Below are 17,776 nucleotides of genomic sequence, written 5' to 3'. Positions count from 1 at the left end.
AACCATGCTGACCGTCCCGGCCCCCCAGCTGACCTACGAGGCGCTCAGCAGCTCGGTGGCCGCGCTGGAGTTGCCGCTGACAGTGACCGTCGGACCGGTACTGCTGGACAGCGCCCCGCAAACTCCCGTCGAACTGAGCACCTTCTCCCTGGTGGGATACCGCCAGCCGTCAGCGCTTTCGGCCCCCGAAGTATGGGATCCGGCCGCCAGGCAGTGGCTGGCAGAAGGTTCCGCGGTCGCCGACACGCCCCTGGCGTACCTGCCCGCACAGCCGGCTCCCTGGCAAGGCACCATCGTCGCCGCCGTCGGCCAGGACGCATCCGGGCAGCCGCAATTCGTCAAGGCCATCGCAGGTTATCCGTCGTACTGGTTCCGAGCCCTGTTCGCTGACGGCGAGGAGGTGGCACTCAGCGGGCCCAGCGACTCGGTGACCTTCGGCGGGATCAACGACCGCAACCTGCTGGTGCTCGGCCCAGGGGAAGGCGAGGAGCCCAAGGACGCCACCGAGGCCAGGCTGCTGCTGAAGAACCCCGGCCGCCAGGTCATCGGCAGTCTGGTGATCCGCCGGGACAGCCCTGGCGCGGAGATGACGCTCAGCAACGCCGCGGGTGCCTCGGCGGTGCTCAAACCCGACGGTTCGATCGAGCTGCACCCCGCCGTGGGCCGGCGGGTCGTGGTCGCGGGGGACCTCGAGACCGAACGCGTGATATACCGTCCCGCGGCCGGCGGCACGAAGAAGACGCTGGTGTAGGGGGCCGAGGCATGGATCGCGCGTTTCTCGGAGTCGGCTGGAAATTCCCGCCGCAGGTGACACCCAGCGGTGCCATCGCCACCTCACGCGCCGAGCAGAAGATCGAAGAGTCGATCTACCTCATCCTGAGCACCGCCCAACGGGAACGGCCCATGCTGCCGGCCTACGGCTGCGGCATTCACGACCTCGTCTTCGCCCCGGACAACCCCAGCACCATCGCCGAGGTATCGGCGTCGGCGCGGGAGGCCCTGATCACCTACGAGCCGCGCATCGACGTGCTCGCCGTCGACGTCGCGGCTGCCCCCGGCCAGCCCAATGTGCTGCTCATCCGGATCGACTACCGCGTGCGAGCCAACAACGCACGCGGCAACCTCGTCTACCCCTTCTTCATCACCGAAGGGATGTGACCGATGCCCCTCGAGGACCACCTGCCCGTGCTCGACGACCACAGCTACGACGCGATCGTGGCCGAGATGCGGTCGCGGATCTCGCGCTACACCCCCGAGTGGCAGCCGATCTGGTCCGACCTGAACGACAGCGACCCGGGCATCACGATGCTGCAGGTCTTCGCGTGGCTCGGCGAGATGCTGGCCTACCGGATGAACCAGGTGCCCGCGCTGAACTACCTGAAGTTCCTCCAGCTGCTCGGCGAGGAGCTGCGCCCCGCCGAACCGGCGCAGGTACAGATCACGTTCCCGATGAAACCCGGCTTCGCCAAACCGACCACGATTGTGCCGCTAGGCACCCAAGTCATCGCCGAGACCGAGGGCGGTGGGCCACCGCTGGTGTTCGAGGCGACCAAGGCGCTGACCGTGCTTCGGCCCAGTCTCAAAGCGGTCCTCGCCTACGACGGCACACTGACCTACGAAGCGGTCACCGAGGCCAACGGGAACGCCGCCCCGTTCCGGCCCTTCGGGCCGACCGCCTCCGCTGGCGCAGCCCTGCTGCTGGGCTTCGACGCAGCCGCCGCCTTCCCCGCGACCGAGTTCACCGTCTACGCCTGGGCAGCCGAGGCTGGTCGGCGCGGCGCGGTCACCTGCGGGCTCGGCGCCACCCCCTCGTATCCCTCGGCAACGGTGCGCTGGTCGGGGTGGAACGGCTTCGACTGGACCCCACTGACATTGCTCAAAGACGACACCCTGGCCTTCACCCGCAGCGGTGAGATCGTGCTGCGCACACCTGACGGGCTGGCCACCACCACCGTTCCCCCCGAACCGGCGCCGCTGTACTGGCTACGCGCCGAGCTGATCACCAGCCAATACGAACGCCCACCGATGCTGCGTGCCCTGCGCACCAACACGATGACGCTGACCCAGATGGAGACGGTCAAAGACGAGGTGCTCGGCGGCAGCACCGGCCGGCCCGACCAGAGGTTCCGCGTCAATAACACTCCCGTGCTGGCCGGCAGCCTGAACCTCGAGGTCGACCAGGGATCGGGCCCAGAGATCTGGACCGAGGTCACCGACTTCTTCGCCTCCTCGGCACGCGACCCGCACTACGTGCTGAACCGCACGACCGGGGAAGTGCGGTTCGGCGACGGACGACGCGGGGCCATCCCCATCGCGAACGTGAACAACCCCGGCGCCAACGTCGTGGCCCGCCGCTACCGGTACGGCGGCGGCACCAAAGGCAATGTCGCTGCCGGCGCGCTGCACGCGTTGCGCAACAGCGTGGCGGGCATCGACGACAACGGCGTCGTCAATCTGCTCGACAGCTACGGCGGGCGCGACGAAGAAAACCTGGACCAGGCCAAGCAACGCGCCCCGGCGGCGATCCGCGCCCGCTGCCGCGCAGTCACGTCAGAGGACTTCGAATTCTTCGCCACCCAAGCCGCCGACATCGCGCGCGCCAAGGCGCTTCCCTTGCGCCACCCCGACTTCCCGGACGTCGCGGTGCCGGGCGTGGTGACGGTCGTCGTGGTACCCGACTCATTCGATCCGCAACCGAGGCCGAGCGAAGGCACCCTGCGCACCGTCTGCGCCTACCTCGACCAACGCCGGCTGCTCACCACCGAGGTCTACGTCGCACCCCCGACCTACCAGGACGTCAGCGTCCAGGTCGACGTAGTGGCCGACGAGGCGGCCGACCTGGCTGCGGTCCAGCGAGAGGTCGAGCGCACACTGCTCACCTATTTCCATCCGCTGCGCGGCGGCGAAGATGGGCTGGGCTGGCCGTTCGGCGGGACCATCTCGTTTTCGAGGACCTTCCACCGGGTCTTCTCGGTCGCCGGCGTCTCCTCGGTCGACCGCTTGGTGATCACCGTGGACGGTGTCGAGGCACCCGAATGCCGCGACGTCGCCCTGCATCCCGACGCCCTGGCCTCTTCACGGACCCACCGGATCACGGTCAGCTACGCCCGCACACCCCTGGGGGCACAATGACCATCAACACGGTGCCCGAGCTGCGTCAGCCGCCCCATGACCCATTCACCCTGCTGCTGGGCGGCAGACTCGGATGGCCCATCCTCGAACCGACCCTGCAGTCGGCCGCGGGAAGTTTGCGGCTTCCCCGGTTCCCGGGTTCGCTGCGTCTGCTCACCGAGGCCTCCGGCAGCTTCGGGGGCCTGCGCACACCGGCGAACGTCGCCGTCACCGAGGGCGGCGAGGTCTGGCTGCTGCCGCACGGGCGCGCGCGGCTGCACCGATTCGACCCGTGCGAATGCTCCTTCAACGAGGCGCCGTGCTCGCCGCACATCGCATCGGCGGCCGGGATCGCCGCCGCCGCCGGGCACCTGTTCGTCTGTGACCCAGCGCAGCAGCGAGTGCTGGTCATGGTGGTGCCCGAGCTGGTGCTATCCGGGATCTGGCAGGCACCGATGGCGTGGGAGCCGACCGGCGTCGCCGTCGACGACAGCTTGCGTGTGCACATCATCGACCCCCGCAACGGGATGGTGCACCACTTCGGCTGGTCGGGCCGCTACCACGGCAACACCCCCGGCGTCGGAGCGTCACGTTTCATCGCGATCGGCACAGACGGCACGCTCTACGCCGCCGGGCCGATGCAGGCCTACCGGATCGACGACGGGGTCGCGACAGCCGCAACCGAGCCGGCCGATGACCTGGGCTCGGCATTTCCCCCAGCCCCGTTCGACGTAGCAGGCGACGGCCGAATGCACCTCGGTGGCCGGTGTGTCCCGCCGACCGCCGCCTGGTACGACCTGGACGGTCACCCGGTCGCCGCGCCGACGCCGCCGCCGCAGCACTACGAGAAATCCGCCACTGCCATCCTCGGGCCCCTGGACAGCCTCATCGACGAATGCACCTGGCACCGCGTCGTTCTCATCGGCGATCTGCCCGACGGCGCCACCATCGCACTGGACACCCACACCGCGCAGGTGCCGCTGTCGGCCGCGGAGGTGATCGCGCTACCGGAACGGGCCTGGGCGACCCGCCTGACCTGCACGGCCTTCGCCGACGGCCAATGGGATCCGCTGGTGCGCAGCCCCGGCGGGCGCTACCTGTGGATCCGGCTACGACTGACCGGCAACGGCTCAAGCGCCCCGCGCCTGGACGAAGCACTGATCGAGTTCCCCAGAATCAGCCTGCGCCGATTCCTGCCCGCGGTCTACGGCGCGGAGCCCACCAGCGCCGACTTCACCGACCGGCTGCTGGCCATCTTCGATCGCAGCCTGCGCGACAGCGAAGCCGCGATCGACGACCTGCCAGCGTTGCTGGACCCTCACGCCACTTCGCACCTGGACTGGCTGGCCTCCTGGATCGGGCTGCGTCCCGACCACTGTCTGCCCGAGTCGCTGCAACGCGACATCGTCGCCAACGCCGGGAACATCCTCGACCTGCGCGGAACCGTCGCGGGGCTGCACAAACTGTTGCTCATCGCGCTCGGACTGGACCGGATCTCATGCGGGGCGACGTGCGGGTGCACCAGTTGCCGGGAACCGCGCCAGACCTGCCCGCCCACGCCCGCCGAGCCGCACCGCTACGTGCCGCCACCGCTGATCCTCGAACACTTCCGCCTTCGCCGCTGGTTCGAGGCGGGCGCAAGCACGCTCGGCGACCGCACCGTGCTATGGGGCCAGTCGATCGTGCAACGCAGCCAGCTGGGAACCAACGCTCAAATAGGCCGTACCGCACTGAAATCAACCCAAGACCCGCTGCGCGACCCGTTCCACGTCTACGCCCACAAATTCACGGTGTTCATCCCGGCGCGCGCCGGACGCACCGAGCAGCGGCGCCGCGCGCTTGAGCGGCTCGTCGCCTGGGGCAGCCCCGCGCACACGGTGGGCCAAGTGGAGTACGTCGACGCGCGGTTTCAGATCGGCGTTCAGTCCTGCATCGGTCTGGACACCGTCATCGCCCGGATGCCGGCCGGCGTGACCCTCGGTCAGACCACCCTGGGCCCGGCCTCAGTCCTCGACGGTGACGACCGTCAGCCCATCAGCGGCGCCGCCGTCGGCGCGACCACAGTTCTCGGGTGAAGGAGTTCCAGATCATGACCCACACGGTCGAAACAGTCGGACACGCCAACGGCTGCTGCTGCGAGTCCTGCACCATCGCGCCGTTCACGCGCAACAACTTCTTCACCTGCAAGCTGCTGCTCGAACGGGACTTCACCGACGAGCAGCAGTACTTCCGCGACAAGATCCGCCACCACCACCAGCGGCTGCACGGCACCGGCGTGGTCTGCGGGCTGCGGATCATCCAGCACCCAAATCCCGACTGCCGCACCAGGTTCGTGCGGCTGACGCCGGGCACGGCCATCGACTGCTGCGGCAACGAGATCCTCGTGGTGGCCGAGGAGGACATCGAGCTGGCCTCGCTGCCCGGCATCGCTGCGCTGGCCCCAGACGACGACAAGTTCCACGAACTGCAGATCTGCCTGCGCTTCCGGGAGTGCGGCATCGAACCGGTGCCGGTGCTCTACGACAAGTGCGGCTGCGACGACGACCGCTGCCTACCCAACCGGATCCTCGAGTCCTTCGAAGTCAGCGTCATCGTCGATCCGCCCGCGACCGGGCCGACGTGGACCGGCCCGACCCTGGTGCGCGGAACCGACCTGGCATTTCCCGATGCCTCGCTGGTGACCGCCCTGTCCGATGGACGGCTGCTGGTCGGCGAGGGCACCAAGGTTCACCTCGTCGACCCCGGCGGTGCCGCAACCAAAACAACCGACCTCGGCTCCGAGGTCTACGGCCTCGACGCGGCACCCGGCGGGCACTTCTACGCAACCCGCGATGACGCCGGCGCGCTGACCGTCACCGTCCTGGACGCAACGACGCTGGCCACCACCCACGACGAATCGGTGACAGGCAGCCAGTCCCCGGCGACCACCGCGGTCACCAAAGACGGCCGGCTGCTGCTGCTGCAGAGCACGCCGGGCACGCTCACCGTCTACGGCAGCGACCTCGAAGGCGGCTCCCCGGTGGCCCCGACCACCATCCCCGTCGACAAGGACCGGTCACTGCTCGCCGTGCATCCGGACAAGCCGCTGGCCTACGTCGCCGCGGACGCCGCCGCCGCCGACCCCAACCCGACGCGCGTGGATCTCGTGGACCTCGCCGCCGGCACCGTCACCGACTTCGTGACCGTCCCGGCGGGCAAGGTGACCACGCTGCTGGCGGGACCCGACGTGCTTGTCGTCGCCACCGACGACAAGGCCGTCACCGTCTACGACTACGACGACGCCGCCACCACCGGCGCCGCCACGTTGACCGGCGCCGCGGTCGACGCCGCAGGCGAGGACTGGGCATACACCGTCGCCGCCTCCGGCGGGCAGAGCCTGATCCAGCCAGTCGGCGTGAGCCGCCTTGCTGCCGGGCGGCCCGATGCCGCCGGCCCCGCACTGGGATTCGGCGGAGACGCGAAAGCCGTCGCGCTGTCCGGCACCGGCACCGCGGTCTACGTCGCCTACACCGGAACCGGCGGTGACCCGGGCGGGGTGGCGGTCTTCGACGTGCTCACCAAGTCCTGCCGCGCCGAATGGGAGCAGTTGTCGGACTGCCCGGGCGGCGACAAACCGGACTGCGTCGTCCTGGGCACCATTCACCGCTACCGCCCCGGGTTCGCCGTCCTCGACGCCGACCCCAGCGCCGACCCGCAAGCCGACGCGGCTGCCAAGGTGGCGCGCATCGACAACGTGGCCGGCCGTACGCGGCTGCGCAGCACCGCGGCACTCGAGACTGCCATCGACTGCCTGATGGACGGCGGCACGACAGGAGGCGGCGTCGGTCCGCCCGGGCCGCCGGGCCTCAACGGCGAGAACGGCAAACCCGGCAAGGACGGTGACCCCGGCGCTCCGGGCGCGAAAGGCGACCCCGGTGAGGGACTCGAAAAGGACCTCACGCAGATCGTCATGCTCAGCTGGCGCCACGCCGACAAGCTCATTATGAATCCGCTGATCGACGACGACGGCAACGGACGGCCCGGCCTCGTCGTGGCGTTCAGCCGACCCGTCGACGCGTTGCGCATCGACGGCGAGCACGTGTTCATCGTCGACGCGCACGACCCGCTCGCGCGGGAGGCCGAGGAGGCGTTTGGCATGCGCTGCCGTTGCCCGATGCGCGGTGAGGTCAAACCGGTGAAGGTGCTGGCGACCAATAACGACCTGATCGAGAAGGCCCAAGTCATGCCCGGCGCACAGTTCTCCGAGGCGATCGCGTTCCTCTTCGACGAGGAAACGGTGCGGCGACTGATCGAAAGACTCAGTGACCGGGCCGACTTCGGTGTCCGAATCAACGGCGAGTTCGTCGTCGACATCGACGGTCGGGCCGTTGACGCGGAGTTCACCCGCGCCGAACTCCCGACCGGAGACCGGCCCAAAGGCGGCGAGTTCGGCGTCCAAGGCGGGTTGTTCCAGAGCTGGCTGCTGCCGGTTCTCGGCTAGAGGCGAGGTAAAGATGAACCGACACAACAAGAGCGGCTGCGGATGCGGAGGCAGCTCGACATCGCTGGTGCGTCGCGGCACCCGCCGGCCGGCGCTGGGCAGAATCGACAGCCACGGCCAATGCGTCTGCGACGAATGCGAGCCGTGCGACGGGCTGACCTGCCGGTGTCGCCCGCGGTTCTTCGACGGCCAGCTGATCACCGCCGCCGATTTCCGCAAGCTCGATGACTACATCGTCGGCAAGAGCCGGCTGCACAACCGCTACCTGCACGGCGTCGGCGTGGTCTGCGGCCTGGAGGTGGTGTGCAACCTGTGCGACGACACCGTCACCGTGCGCACCGGCTACGCGCTGGGGCCCTGCGGTGAGGACATCGTGGTGTGCTGCGACGCCCACGTCGACGTCGGCGCCCTCATCAAGGAGCAGCGAGCCCTCGGCGCGCGGGCCGACTGCCCGCCGTATTCGGAACCCAGGAAGGACTCCGAGGCCGCGCGCCAGCAGTGGATTCTCGGTATTTGTTACGAGGAGCGCCCCGCTCGACCGGTCAGCAGCCTCAAACATTCCAGTAGCGGCTGCGGCTGCGGAGGTTCGTGCGGCGGTTCGGGAGGCTGCGGGGGTTCCGGTGGCGGTTCAGGTGGTTGCGGCTGCGGCGGTTCCTGCTCGTCGGGGTCAACGACACCGGCCAGCTGCGAACCCACCGAAATCTGCGAAGGCTACCGGTTCGCGCTGACCAAACTGCAGCCCGAACGTGTGCAGCGCCCCGGCGTGGGCGGAGTCCTGCAGCGAGCACCGTCGAATTGGGCACAGGGTCCGCAGCACCAGCTGCCGGAATTGGTCAAGGACTGTTTGGAGCGGCTGAGCGCCAGCATCACCCGGCTACCCACCAGCCCAGGGCTTGGCCAGCTCATCGACTACGCACGCGAGCTCAAAGAAGATCTTCGCGAGCTCATCGAGACGGGCAACGTGCACGACTGCACGCTCGGCCAGCGGCTGTTCGACATCGTGATCCCAGGATCCGACGACGAGGACGCGCCCGTGCGCACCCGAGCGGCGATCACCGCCATGGTGCAGATCGCGATCGAGCTCTTCCGCGACTGTGTCTGCTCGGCATTGCTCCCGGCTTGTGGTGAGGACTGCGCCGATGACTGCGTGCCGCTCGCCGTGCTCACCGTGCGGTCCTCGGACTTGCGGGTGCTCGAGATCTGCAACTGGAGCGCGCGCAAGTTCGCGATCACGGCACCAACGCTGCAGTACTGGCTGGGCTGGATCCCGATCTTCGGCGCGCTTCGCGCGGCCGTTGTCCGGCTGTGCTGCGGCGACATCCGCCAGCCACGATTCGACTTCGATGCGCAGTTGAACGTCCGCACGCAACCCGGGGCTGGGCCGGCACACCCGGGCCCCGCACACCCGCCGCAGGAGGAGGCGGTGGCGCAGCCGCCGGAGGCGGGCGCCGAGACCGTCAGCGAAGCCACGTCGTTCCTCGCGTTGGCGTCGCAGTACCGCGAGACGTGGTCGACGCTGTCCGGTCTGGAAGCCACCGTGCTCGGTGCTCTGGGTGCGCGCACCGAAGCGGGTGCGCCGCTGGCGACGCAACTGGAACTCGACAACCCGCTCGCGGCATTGGCTCTAGGCAAGGTCGGGGTCAGCGCGGGCGCCGACGTGCTTCCGCAGCAACTGGCGCAGCGGTTCACCGACGGCACCGAGACGCCGACAGAGGACCGCATCGCCGACTTGGAGACGGCGATGGCCAAACTCAAGCGAACCGTCGACTCGCAGGCCCGCACCATCCGCAACCTCAAGGTGAAGGGGCCGGAGCAGTGACCGAGCTGCAGGACCGCCCGCGGTTCTACGAGGGCCAGTACCTATCGGCGGCAGACCTCACCGCGGCGGTCGACTACACCCGCACACAGCGGGCCCGGCTGCTGCTCGGCGCGCACAGATGGGGCATCGCCCTCGGGCTGGATCTGGTGGAAGTGCCCGGCCCCAACGCGTCGCTGGATGTGGTGATCCAGCCCGGCTATGCGTGGGACGGCTTCGGGCGGCCCATCGTTGTCGCCGAACCCGCCAAGTTGTCCACGGGGCTTTTCGCCTCCTTCGATGCGACGGTCGTTCCGGACAACCCGCCGCCCGCGGCGTTGCCGGTGGAAGTCTGGATCCGCTACGACGAAACCCTCGGCCAAGGGCCGCGACGCGGCTTTGAGACGTGCGATGCCACGTCAGCGTACTCGCGGGTCACGGAGCGCTTCGCGATCGAGGTCGGCCCGCGCACCGAGGTCAGCGCCCGCCGCGATCCCATCGAAATCGCCGGGCGCACAATGGATGCGGCGCAAGCGCTGCGCGTTTTCGACCCGGCCGCGCCGGAGTTCCCCGACGCAGACGTGCCGCACCAGAACCTGCCGGGCGAGGGCGATTTCGCGCTGTGGCTGCTGCCGCTCGGCGTGGTGATGTATCAGCCCGGCAACCCGGGCCGATTCGTCAAGCGCGACGAGCCGGCCAAACGCCGCCACGCTCGCAGCCGGCAGTACGTCGGTGTCGTCGCGGGGTCGGTCGAGGCGACGGGCGGCGTGGTGCGTATCCACGACCGTGCCCGCCCCTACTCGCCGTTCTCGACCACTGAACTGTTGTGCGTCGAAGGCGACATTCGCGCCGACGGCGACGTGCGGCTGTTCGGTCACAAGGTCGAGTTCGTCGCGTCGCACGCGGAAGATCCGCGGGCGCCGTTCCAGGTGCTGCGCGAAGACGACCCGGCCGCGCGCAGGGCCGCGCTGACCCTGGTGATCGGCGAGAAGCAGGCCGGCGACAACCGGTTCGTGGTCGCGCGACGCTCGGGCACCGACCCGAGCGGCCAAGACCAGCACGAAGCGAAGTTCGTCGTCACCGACAAGGGTGAGGTCGGTATCGGGACCGACAACCCCAAGGCGCTGCTGCACCTGGCCGAGCAGGGCCTGCAAATCGGCGCGAGCAGCACCGCCACCGACAACTTCCGAATCCAGTCCAACACCGACGGGCCCCGGGCGTTGCGGTTCTACAACCTCGGATCCGGTGCACCCCTGACGTCACTGACCGCCAGCGGACGGCTCGGGATCGGCGAGAAGGCCCCGACCAACCCCCTGCACGTGGCCGGCGCCGACGGGATCCGGCAGAACGCCATGTACGTCAGCGGTGATTCCCGTTGGAGCAGCTTGTCTTTCAACGCCCATCACGACCGGGCGAACGCGACCTGGGTATTTCCCGACCCCAGCAAGCCCGCGGTGACTGTGGAGATGGACGCCCTCGACGGTGGCCCCCGCTTCGAGGTGTATTCGACCGTGCCGGGCGACAACCAGCAGTGGGCGTCCCGGCTGATGGTCGACGGGCACTCCGGCAGGGTCGGCGTCGGGACGCGGACCCCCTCCGTGTCGCTCGATGTGGTCGGCGATCTGCGTTTCGCGAACCTCTACGGGGTCGGCAGCACCGCGGGAATCCGCGTGGTGTGGGGAGCCGTCGACGCCAGCGGCGCCGCGCTCGCCGGCGACGGGTTCACTGCGGCCAACGCGGCCGGCAACGGCCGCTACGAGCTGACATTCACCCCGCCCTTCACCGGACAACCCACGCTGGTCGTGACCCGCGTGCATCAGTCGCTGACTGCGAACAACGGGAACGCCGTCACCGCATCCGAGACCGCCGTCGTCGACCAGGTCCTCGCCGACAGCGCCGTCATCGCGACCGCCGATACGGACGGCGCCCGCGCGGACGGCGGGTTCACCTTCGTAGCAATCGGACCGCGCTGAGAGGAGCAACCATGGACTGGACCATTGAGCGGCTGGCGCAGCTGCGCGTCGAATACGCCTCGGGGGAAGATCAGCTGGCCGAGATCCACCGTCATGAAGCACAGGTCCAAACGCAACTGCTGCGCATCGAGGGCGCGATCCGGGTGCTGGAGGAGCAGCTGGCGTCCGCTCCAGAGTTTGCGCGCGAGCAGGGTGAGCCGGCCGGAGCGCGATGACCCTTTCCCTCGTTCGCGTCACGCGTCACCTGGTGGTCTGCCGGGTCCTGGGCTCAAGCGCTGAGGGTCAACGAGCGCTGGTTGCCGCCGTTGAGCGCGACCTGGCGCAGGAGCTTCAGCGCGCGCTCGGCGCGAGGGGGCCGAGCGGCTACTGGGTGCTCCGCCGTCTCGACGTGGCGACCAGCGTCGGCGCAGCCTGGCCGGCCGCGCGCATGGCCGCCAGCATCGCCCGCCAAGTCGCCGAAGCTGTCGAAGACTGCGCCCGCCGTGGCGTCGATCCGGCCAACGCACTGTGGTTTCCGGACCGGGCGAGCTTCCTCGCCCGATACCTACTCGACCTTGCCGAGGGCCGGGCCCGCGGCAGATGGGAGTACGCACAGTTCGCCGGTCAACTCGCCGACCCGTACGCGGCGCCGGCGGTCTTGGCCGCCGACGAGCCCGACGCGGTGGCCGACGCCTTGCTGCTGCTCAGTCCGGCCGAACTCGAGGCCCTCGCCGGATCGTGTGATGTCGAGGTCCTGCTGCGGGCACTGGACGGCACGGCCGAACCGGTGTCTGTCGATCCGGTGCTAGGTGCGCTGCAGCGGCTCGCATCAGCCGGCAGACTCGACATCCCCGGCGTAGCACTTGTTCTCGCCGCAGCGGCGGCGAGGGGATCGGGGCTACCCCTGACCATGCTGACGAGGGTCGCCACCGAGGTCGCCGATGCGCTGGCCCTGCTCCGAGCCAGCGGGAACCGACGTCCGCAGGCGGTCGCGGCGATCCGCGACGGCCGGTGGCGCGACCTGCAGGCCATCACCGGGGCGACCGACGGTTTCCTTCCGCTGGTGTCGTGGTCACCTGCTGACCGTGAGGGGCTCGCCGCGGCCCTCGACGACTCCGCGGTCACGCGATCCACGACAGAACGTGCGTACACGCCGTTCGGTGGCGGCCTTCTGCTGCTGCCTCTGCTCGACGACTTGGGGGACTGGCCCCCTGCAGTGGCCGGCGTAGCGAAGCTCGGCACCCTGACCGCGGCTCTCGGGCGTGGGCGCACCCTGGCGCCCGCGACGGACCCAGTACTGCGAGCGGCGCTCAGTGTAGCCGACGACATCGACGTCGCCGGGTGGGCGCGGGCCCTGACCGACCACGACGTGCGCGAATTCGACTCGCGCTTACGGCTTTTCGAGGTCGCTGACGAATTCCTATGCTTGCCTGCGAGTCTCGGAGCCACGCCTGGGGGACGGCTGCTCAGCCGGATCGCCCGCGCCGCCTACAGCGAGCTCGGACGACGGCTACCCGGCATGGCCTCCGCATCGCCGGAATACCTGTGGCGCAACGTGACCGACATCGATGCCTGGGTGGTCTTCGGCGACACCGAAGTGACGGTCGAGCTCGGCCATGCGCCGTTCGCGGTGCTGTTGTCGATGACCGGCCTGGACCGTGGCAGCTTCGTCGAGACGGCGGGATCGAGGCGATGGATTCTGACCACGCGCTGCTGAGCGACGCCGACCGGACGACGGGGCCAACCTGGCTGGCGCCGTGGCTGGCTTGGCTCGACGCCGCCCTGCATCGGGAGATCCTGCGGCTGCGGGCGCGCTACGAACTCAGCCTCGACGAACTGCGCGGGCTCTACGTCAGCGACGAGCAGGTCGACCGGATCGTGATGCGACAGGCCGCGGAAGCGGCCGACGCCGACCGCATCGCCGCTGCGGACGAGACGCTGCGGACGTTGCTCGCCGCCGCGCAGCTGCCCAGCTCACCATTGCACGACCTCGCCCGCCGGTTCGAACTTCCCGAGATTGATCTGCTGGCGGTGGTGGTGTGCCTGGCACCCGAAGTCGATCTGGCCTACCAGCCGGTGTTCGCCTACCTCAATGACGACGTCGCCCGGCGGATGCCCAGTGTCGACCTCTGCCATCGCCTGGGAGGCGGTGCGCTGCAACCCGCTTCGCCTGCCATCGCCACGGGGCTTCTCGAGGTGCACCGGCAGGAGTCTGCACCCCTGTGGCGATCGGCCGGTTTGGCCCTGGCCGAGCCCGTGCGCCGCCACTTGATCGCCGCCCGCCGCGAGCGGCTGAATTCTCCGGCCCCGGACTGGCCGGCGCTCACAGTGCTCAGCACACGGATGCACCAGGACGCTGAAGCCGACGCTCGCACGTGGGCATCCCAGCTGGGACGAGAGCTTGTCGCAATAGATACCGCAGTGGCCGACCCCGAACAAGGGCTGCGGCTCGCGGTTCTGGCCGCTCGACTAGCCGACGGCGCAGTGCACGTCGCGGGGGAGGACGCCGGGATCGGCGAGGAGCCGGCCGCACCATCGGTGCGTCGATGGTGCCGGCTTCTCGCACAAGCACCCGTCCCGGTGCTGCTCAGCGTCGCGCCGGACGTCGCCGAACGACTGCCGCTTGACGGAATCGACTACGAACGATTGCAGCCCCGCGACCTCGACGTCAACGAACGCGCCGCGGCATGGTCAGACGAACTGCTCCAACTCGGGATTCCCGCTGCCCCAGGCGACGTCAAGGAGGTCGCCGCGGTATTCCGGCTGTCCGCCGCCCAGATCCACACCGCCGCCATGACCGTCGCCCGGACCCGCGCAGGTGACCTCACCGGCCTGCGGCGCGCTGCTCGGCAGATCAGCACTTCGCGGCTAATCGGCGTCGCTCAGCCGGTGCGCGCGGACTACGACTGGGACGACCTCGTTCTGCCGCGGGGCACAACGCAGCGGCTCAAAGAGCTCGCCGGCGCGATCCGACATCGCGACCAAGTGTTCGGTCAGTGGCGCTTCGGCCGGCTGGTTGGCGGCCATACATCTGTGCGCGCACTATTCACCGGGCCATCGGGCACCGGCAAGACGATGGCGACCGCCGTCCTGGGCCGCGAACTGGGCCTCGAGGTTTTTCGCGTCGACCTGTCGGCGGTGGTCAGTAAATACATCGGGGAGACCGAGAAGAACATCGAGAGAATCCTCGCGTTCGCCGAGCACAGCAACGCCATCGTGTTTTTCGACGAGGCGGACGCTCTGTTCGGTAAACGTTCGGAGGTGCACGATTCGCACGATCGCTACGCCAACATCGAGACAGCGTTCCTCTTGCAACGACTCGAGGCGTTCGACGGGATCGCAATCCTGGCCAGTAACCTACCCGGCAATCTCGACGACGCGTTCAGCCGGCGACTGCACTTCCACATCGAATTTCCGCCGCCCGACGACACGGCACGACTTCTGCTGTGGGAGCGGACATTCCCGCCCGATGCGCCGCTGGCCGACGATATCGCCCCGGACTTCCTGGCCGCAATGCTCCCGCTCACCGGCGGCGAGGTGCGCACGGCGTCGCTGCAGGCAGCGTTCCTCGCCGCCGATGAGGGCGGCCCGATAACGATGGGGCACATCGTCCGGTCGATAGCCCGATTGCGCCGCCAGCAGGGAAAGCTTCCGTCGAGGGCGGAATTTAAGGAATACCTCCGGCTGGTGCTTGACGAGGACCGCTGATGGCACCCGTCAATACGCAAGGACCACAGGTGGCGAGCTCAGCGCCAGCGCAGCCCGAAGTGCGCACCGAACCTGCCTCGAGTGTGCGGCCGGCTCATGTGAGTAATCAGATGGTGCAGTGGTTGGCGACGCGGGGGAGCGAGAGAGGTGTCGGTGAGTCGCTGGTTGGTCAGCCCAACCTGCTGATCGCCCGGGCACTTGCACCGTCAGCGCCGCCCTTGCCGGCGTCGCTGCAAGCGCAGTTGAGGATTAGTCAGCCTGCGGACCCGTCGGAGCGGGAGGCTGATTGGGTCGCCGAGTCGGTCATGCGGATGTCCGATCCGGTGCCCGAGCATACGTGCACGTGTGGTGAATCCTCAACGGGCACAACTCAGAACGGCAGCTGCTGCGCCAGCACCGCGGCGCGCACGGTGTCGCGTTCGGCGACGACCGGCAACGAGTTGGGCGGCGCGCCGGGCATCGTTACCGACGTTCTCAACTCGCCGGGTCAGCCGCTGGACACCGCGACCAGAAGCTATATGGAGTCGCGGTTCGGCCAGGACTTCGGCGATGTTCGGGTGCACACCGACTCCACGGCCGCGCGTTCGGCGGCGGCTATCGACGCCCACGCCTACACCGTCGGCTGCGACATCGTCTTCGGCGCCGGTCAATACGCCCCCGGCACCTCCCAGGGAGGCAAGCTGCTCGCCCACGAACTCACCCACACCGTCCAACAAACAGCCGGCGGCATACAGCGCTGCGGTGACCACACTTCTCCAGGGTGCATCTGCGCAGAGGAAAAACGTGACGCACTGATTCAGCGCGACTTTTTCGACGACGCTGCCGAAGCCGCGACAGGTTTGGCCCAGGGGATCGCAGACACCGCTTCGGATACGGCTTCAGCTGTAGGTGACGCGGCGAGTGCGGCTGCCGGCGCGGTGAGCGACGCGGCGAGTGCGGCTGCCGACGCGGTGAGCGACGCGGCGAGTGCGGCTGCGGGTGCGGTCAGCGATGCGGCTAGTGCAGCTGCAGGTGCCGTCGAGGAAACCGTCGACTGGCTGGCTACGACCGCGGGACAGGCTGCGCTCGACGGTGCCAACGCCCTAGCGGGTCTGTTCGGCGGAGCCGTTGTTATTAGGGGTGGCTGTCTGATCATCACGATCCCTGAGATTCCGCTGTTCCCGTCGTTCCAGAAAACGCTCGGCGAAACGCCGGAGTACGGCTTCTTCATTCCGATCATGGCAGGCGCCACCATGGTCGGACCCATACCGCTCGCCGGAACATTCGGGATTCTCGGGTACGCGCAGGGCTCGATCGAAGGTGCCGTCGGACCAGGAGCGATTCGCGGTATTCGCGTAGAGATATGTCCGTTCTCCGGTCGCGTGTTGGCAACAGGTCAGTTGTACGCGGCCGCCGCGATCGCACCGCGGTTGACGCTCTTCGGCGGTCTCACGGCCGCTGCAGGAACCACTCTTCCTTTGGCGTCGATTCCGGTAATCGTGATCCTCCAGGCAGGGCTGCGCGGCACGGGCACAGGATGGTTCATCGGTGCGGTCCAGGACACGGTGACGTTGGCCTACAGCGCCGGAACACTCAGTTTCGACAACGTGACCGATCTGATGGGCGGTGTCCTGCTGCAAGGCGACGTCGACTTTTTCGCCGCCCTGCGGCTCTACACGAAGATAATCTGCCAGTACGTGTACCCGTTAGGGCACTGGGAGACGGGCGCGGCATGGAAGCTGACAATTCCGATTCATGCGGGATTGAGCGAAAGCGGCGGTACTGGCGGCGTCGGTCCGATCAGGTTCGGGCCGATGCCGATTCAGGACATCGTCACAGCCATCCATCCGCTGGCAACCGGTTTTAATTGCATGTCGTGGGAGGAGATCAAACAGTTCCTGTGCGACAACGGAATGCTCCCACCGCAGTTCTGCGCTACCGAGGGACAAGATCGGGGCCGCGAGTCTGGCCCGCCGTTCGGACCCGTTCCGTTCGGACCTTCGGGAGGCGGTGGTCCTGTCCCGCCTAGCCCGGTGCCTTCCACGGCGAAAGTACCAAGCGGCCGTACTAAGTCGGATGCCATTCCTGTTGACTGGTTCAAGCCGCTCTTTCTTTACCCGGATCCGATTGTTTTGAATGCCAGTACAGGCGGCACCCACGAGTACGAGATGCAGGTACCAGATCAGTTCGTGGAGCCGGGCCACAGCATCGGTGTTCAGCCCGCATGGATACCCAAGCGGGGCAAGAAGATGCGCCTCGAGAAGGTCCTCCAAGACGACGACCGCGGGCCAGCGGTGAACCGGTTCCGTTCACTGCTACAGCGGCATGGGTACTCAATGAAAGGCGAGGACGCCGATCACGTACAGGATCTGGGCTGGGGAGGACCAGACGGCCCTGACAATTTGTGGCCTCTGAATTCAAATGACAATCAGGCGGCTGGCCGAGCATTCCAGAACTTCAGGATCACATACGCCGTGAACCCCGGCGAACCTGCGCGGCCGGAAACAACTAATGTCCGGCTCGGAGACGCCGCCGTGGCACCGGGACCAGAAAATGTTATCGGCCGCTTCTTCGTCATACGCAATTTCCAGCGCCCTTGATTGCGCCGACCGCGGATATGCACCGATCGCCGTGCACCCGACGTGCAGAGCAACGGCGTGCTCGCAAGAGCTGCCGTTTTGGATAGCCAGCTGGTTCTGTACCTCAAGAGCCGTCCCAATCGATGCCTACCGCCGGTGCTTCACGAGGGTC

Annotated in this window: 11 protein-coding genes; all 11 read left to right on the top strand. The window is 68.2% G+C overall.

From position 1 onward, the window contains the following. Positions 1–4 precede the first annotated feature (4 nt). Genes A5724_RS16345 through A5724_RS16295 form a run of 11 tightly spaced genes read left to right on the top strand, consistent with a single transcriptional unit; the run spans position 5 to position 17,625 of the window. Entirely contained in the window at positions 5–751 is a 747-nt protein-coding gene (locus A5724_RS16345) for a hypothetical protein (RefSeq protein WP_067803736.1), read from the top strand. An 11-nt stretch (positions 752–762) separates the two neighbouring features. After that, positions 763–1,158 (top strand): GPW/gp25 family protein, encoded by a 396-nt coding sequence (locus tag A5724_RS16340; protein WP_067803733.1) that lies wholly within the window; start codon positions 763–765, stop codon positions 1,156–1,158. Between the two features lie 3 nt (positions 1,159–1,161). Then, the gene (locus A5724_RS16335; RefSeq protein WP_067803730.1) at positions 1,162–3,132 is read left to right on the top strand and encodes a putative baseplate assembly protein; all 1,971 of its coding nucleotides are present in this window, start codon (positions 1,162–1,164) and stop codon (positions 3,130–3,132) included. Then, positions 3,129–5,186, top strand: a complete 2,058-nt coding sequence (locus A5724_RS16330; RefSeq protein ID WP_067803727.1) for a phage tail protein — start codon at positions 3,129–3,131, stop codon at positions 5,184–5,186. The genes A5724_RS16335 and A5724_RS16330 overlap by 4 nt, the downstream gene beginning before the upstream one ends. Then, positions 5,183–7,591 carry a hypothetical protein gene (locus tag A5724_RS16325; RefSeq protein WP_067803725.1) on the top strand — a complete coding sequence of 803 codons (2,409 nt, stop codon included), beginning with the start codon at positions 5,183–5,185 and terminating at the stop codon, positions 7,589–7,591. The genes A5724_RS16330 and A5724_RS16325 overlap by 4 nt, the downstream gene beginning before the upstream one ends. Before the next feature lie 13 nt (positions 7,592–7,604). After that, the gene (locus A5724_RS16320; protein WP_067803722.1) at positions 7,605–9,410 is read left to right on the top strand and encodes a hypothetical protein; all 1,806 of its coding nucleotides are present in this window, start codon (positions 7,605–7,607) and stop codon (positions 9,408–9,410) included. After that, positions 9,407–11,359: a hypothetical protein gene (locus tag A5724_RS16315; RefSeq protein WP_067803719.1), complete on the top strand. Its 1,953-nt coding sequence runs from the start codon at positions 9,407–9,409 to the stop codon at positions 11,357–11,359. Before A5724_RS16320 ends, A5724_RS16315 begins: the two co-directional genes overlap by 4 nt. Before the next feature lie 11 nt (positions 11,360–11,370). After that, entirely contained in the window at positions 11,371–11,574 is a 204-nt protein-coding gene (locus A5724_RS16310) for a hypothetical protein (protein ID WP_067803716.1), read from the top strand. Beyond that, the gene (locus A5724_RS34225) at positions 11,571–13,055 is read left to right on the top strand and encodes a hypothetical protein (RefSeq protein ID WP_067803713.1); all 1,485 of its coding nucleotides are present in this window, start codon (positions 11,571–11,573) and stop codon (positions 13,053–13,055) included. Before A5724_RS16310 ends, A5724_RS34225 begins: the two co-directional genes overlap by 4 nt. Next, positions 13,031–15,046: an ATP-binding protein gene (locus tag A5724_RS16300; RefSeq protein WP_067803710.1), complete on the top strand. Its 2,016-nt coding sequence runs from the start codon at positions 13,031–13,033 to the stop codon at positions 15,044–15,046. Before A5724_RS34225 ends, A5724_RS16300 begins: the two co-directional genes overlap by 25 nt. A gap of 29 nt (positions 15,047–15,075) precedes the next feature. Continuing rightward, positions 15,076–17,625: a DUF4157 domain-containing protein gene (locus tag A5724_RS16295; protein ID WP_197518682.1), complete on the top strand. Its 2,550-nt coding sequence runs from the start codon at positions 15,076–15,078 to the stop codon at positions 17,623–17,625. The last annotated feature ends 151 nt before the right edge of the window (positions 17,626–17,776 follow it).

The sequence above is a fragment of the Mycobacterium sp. ACS1612 genome (assembly GCF_001667505.1).
In the GTDB taxonomy this organism is placed as follows: domain Bacteria; phylum Actinomycetota; class Actinomycetes; order Mycobacteriales; family Mycobacteriaceae; genus Mycobacterium.
Note: the sequence above shows the minus strand (reverse complement) of the source record. Positions and strands in the feature narration are given on the sequence as shown.

Bases quoted from the DNA above. Each gene is read 5' to 3' on its own strand.
- A5724_RS16345 (WP_067803736.1), top strand. From the start codon at position 5: ATGCTGACCGTCCCGGCCCCCCAGCTGACCTACGAGGCGCTCAGCAGC.
- A5724_RS16340 (WP_067803733.1), top strand. From the start codon at position 763: ATGGATCGCGCGTTTCTCGGAGTCGGCTGGAAATTCCCGCCGCAGGTG.
- A5724_RS16335 (WP_067803730.1), top strand. From the start codon at position 1,162: ATGCCCCTCGAGGACCACCTGCCCGTGCTCGACGACCACAGCTACGAC.
- A5724_RS16330 (WP_067803727.1), top strand. From the start codon at position 3,129: ATGACCATCAACACGGTGCCCGAGCTGCGTCAGCCGCCCCATGACCCA.
- A5724_RS16320 (WP_067803722.1), top strand. From the start codon at position 7,605: ATGAACCGACACAACAAGAGCGGCTGCGGATGCGGAGGCAGCTCGACA.
- A5724_RS16310 (WP_067803716.1), top strand. From the start codon at position 11,371: ATGGACTGGACCATTGAGCGGCTGGCGCAGCTGCGCGTCGAATACGCC.
- A5724_RS34225 (WP_067803713.1), top strand. From the start codon at position 11,571: ATGACCCTTTCCCTCGTTCGCGTCACGCGTCACCTGGTGGTCTGCCGG.
- A5724_RS16300 (WP_067803710.1), top strand. From the start codon at position 13,031: ATGGATTCTGACCACGCGCTGCTGAGCGACGCCGACCGGACGACGGGG.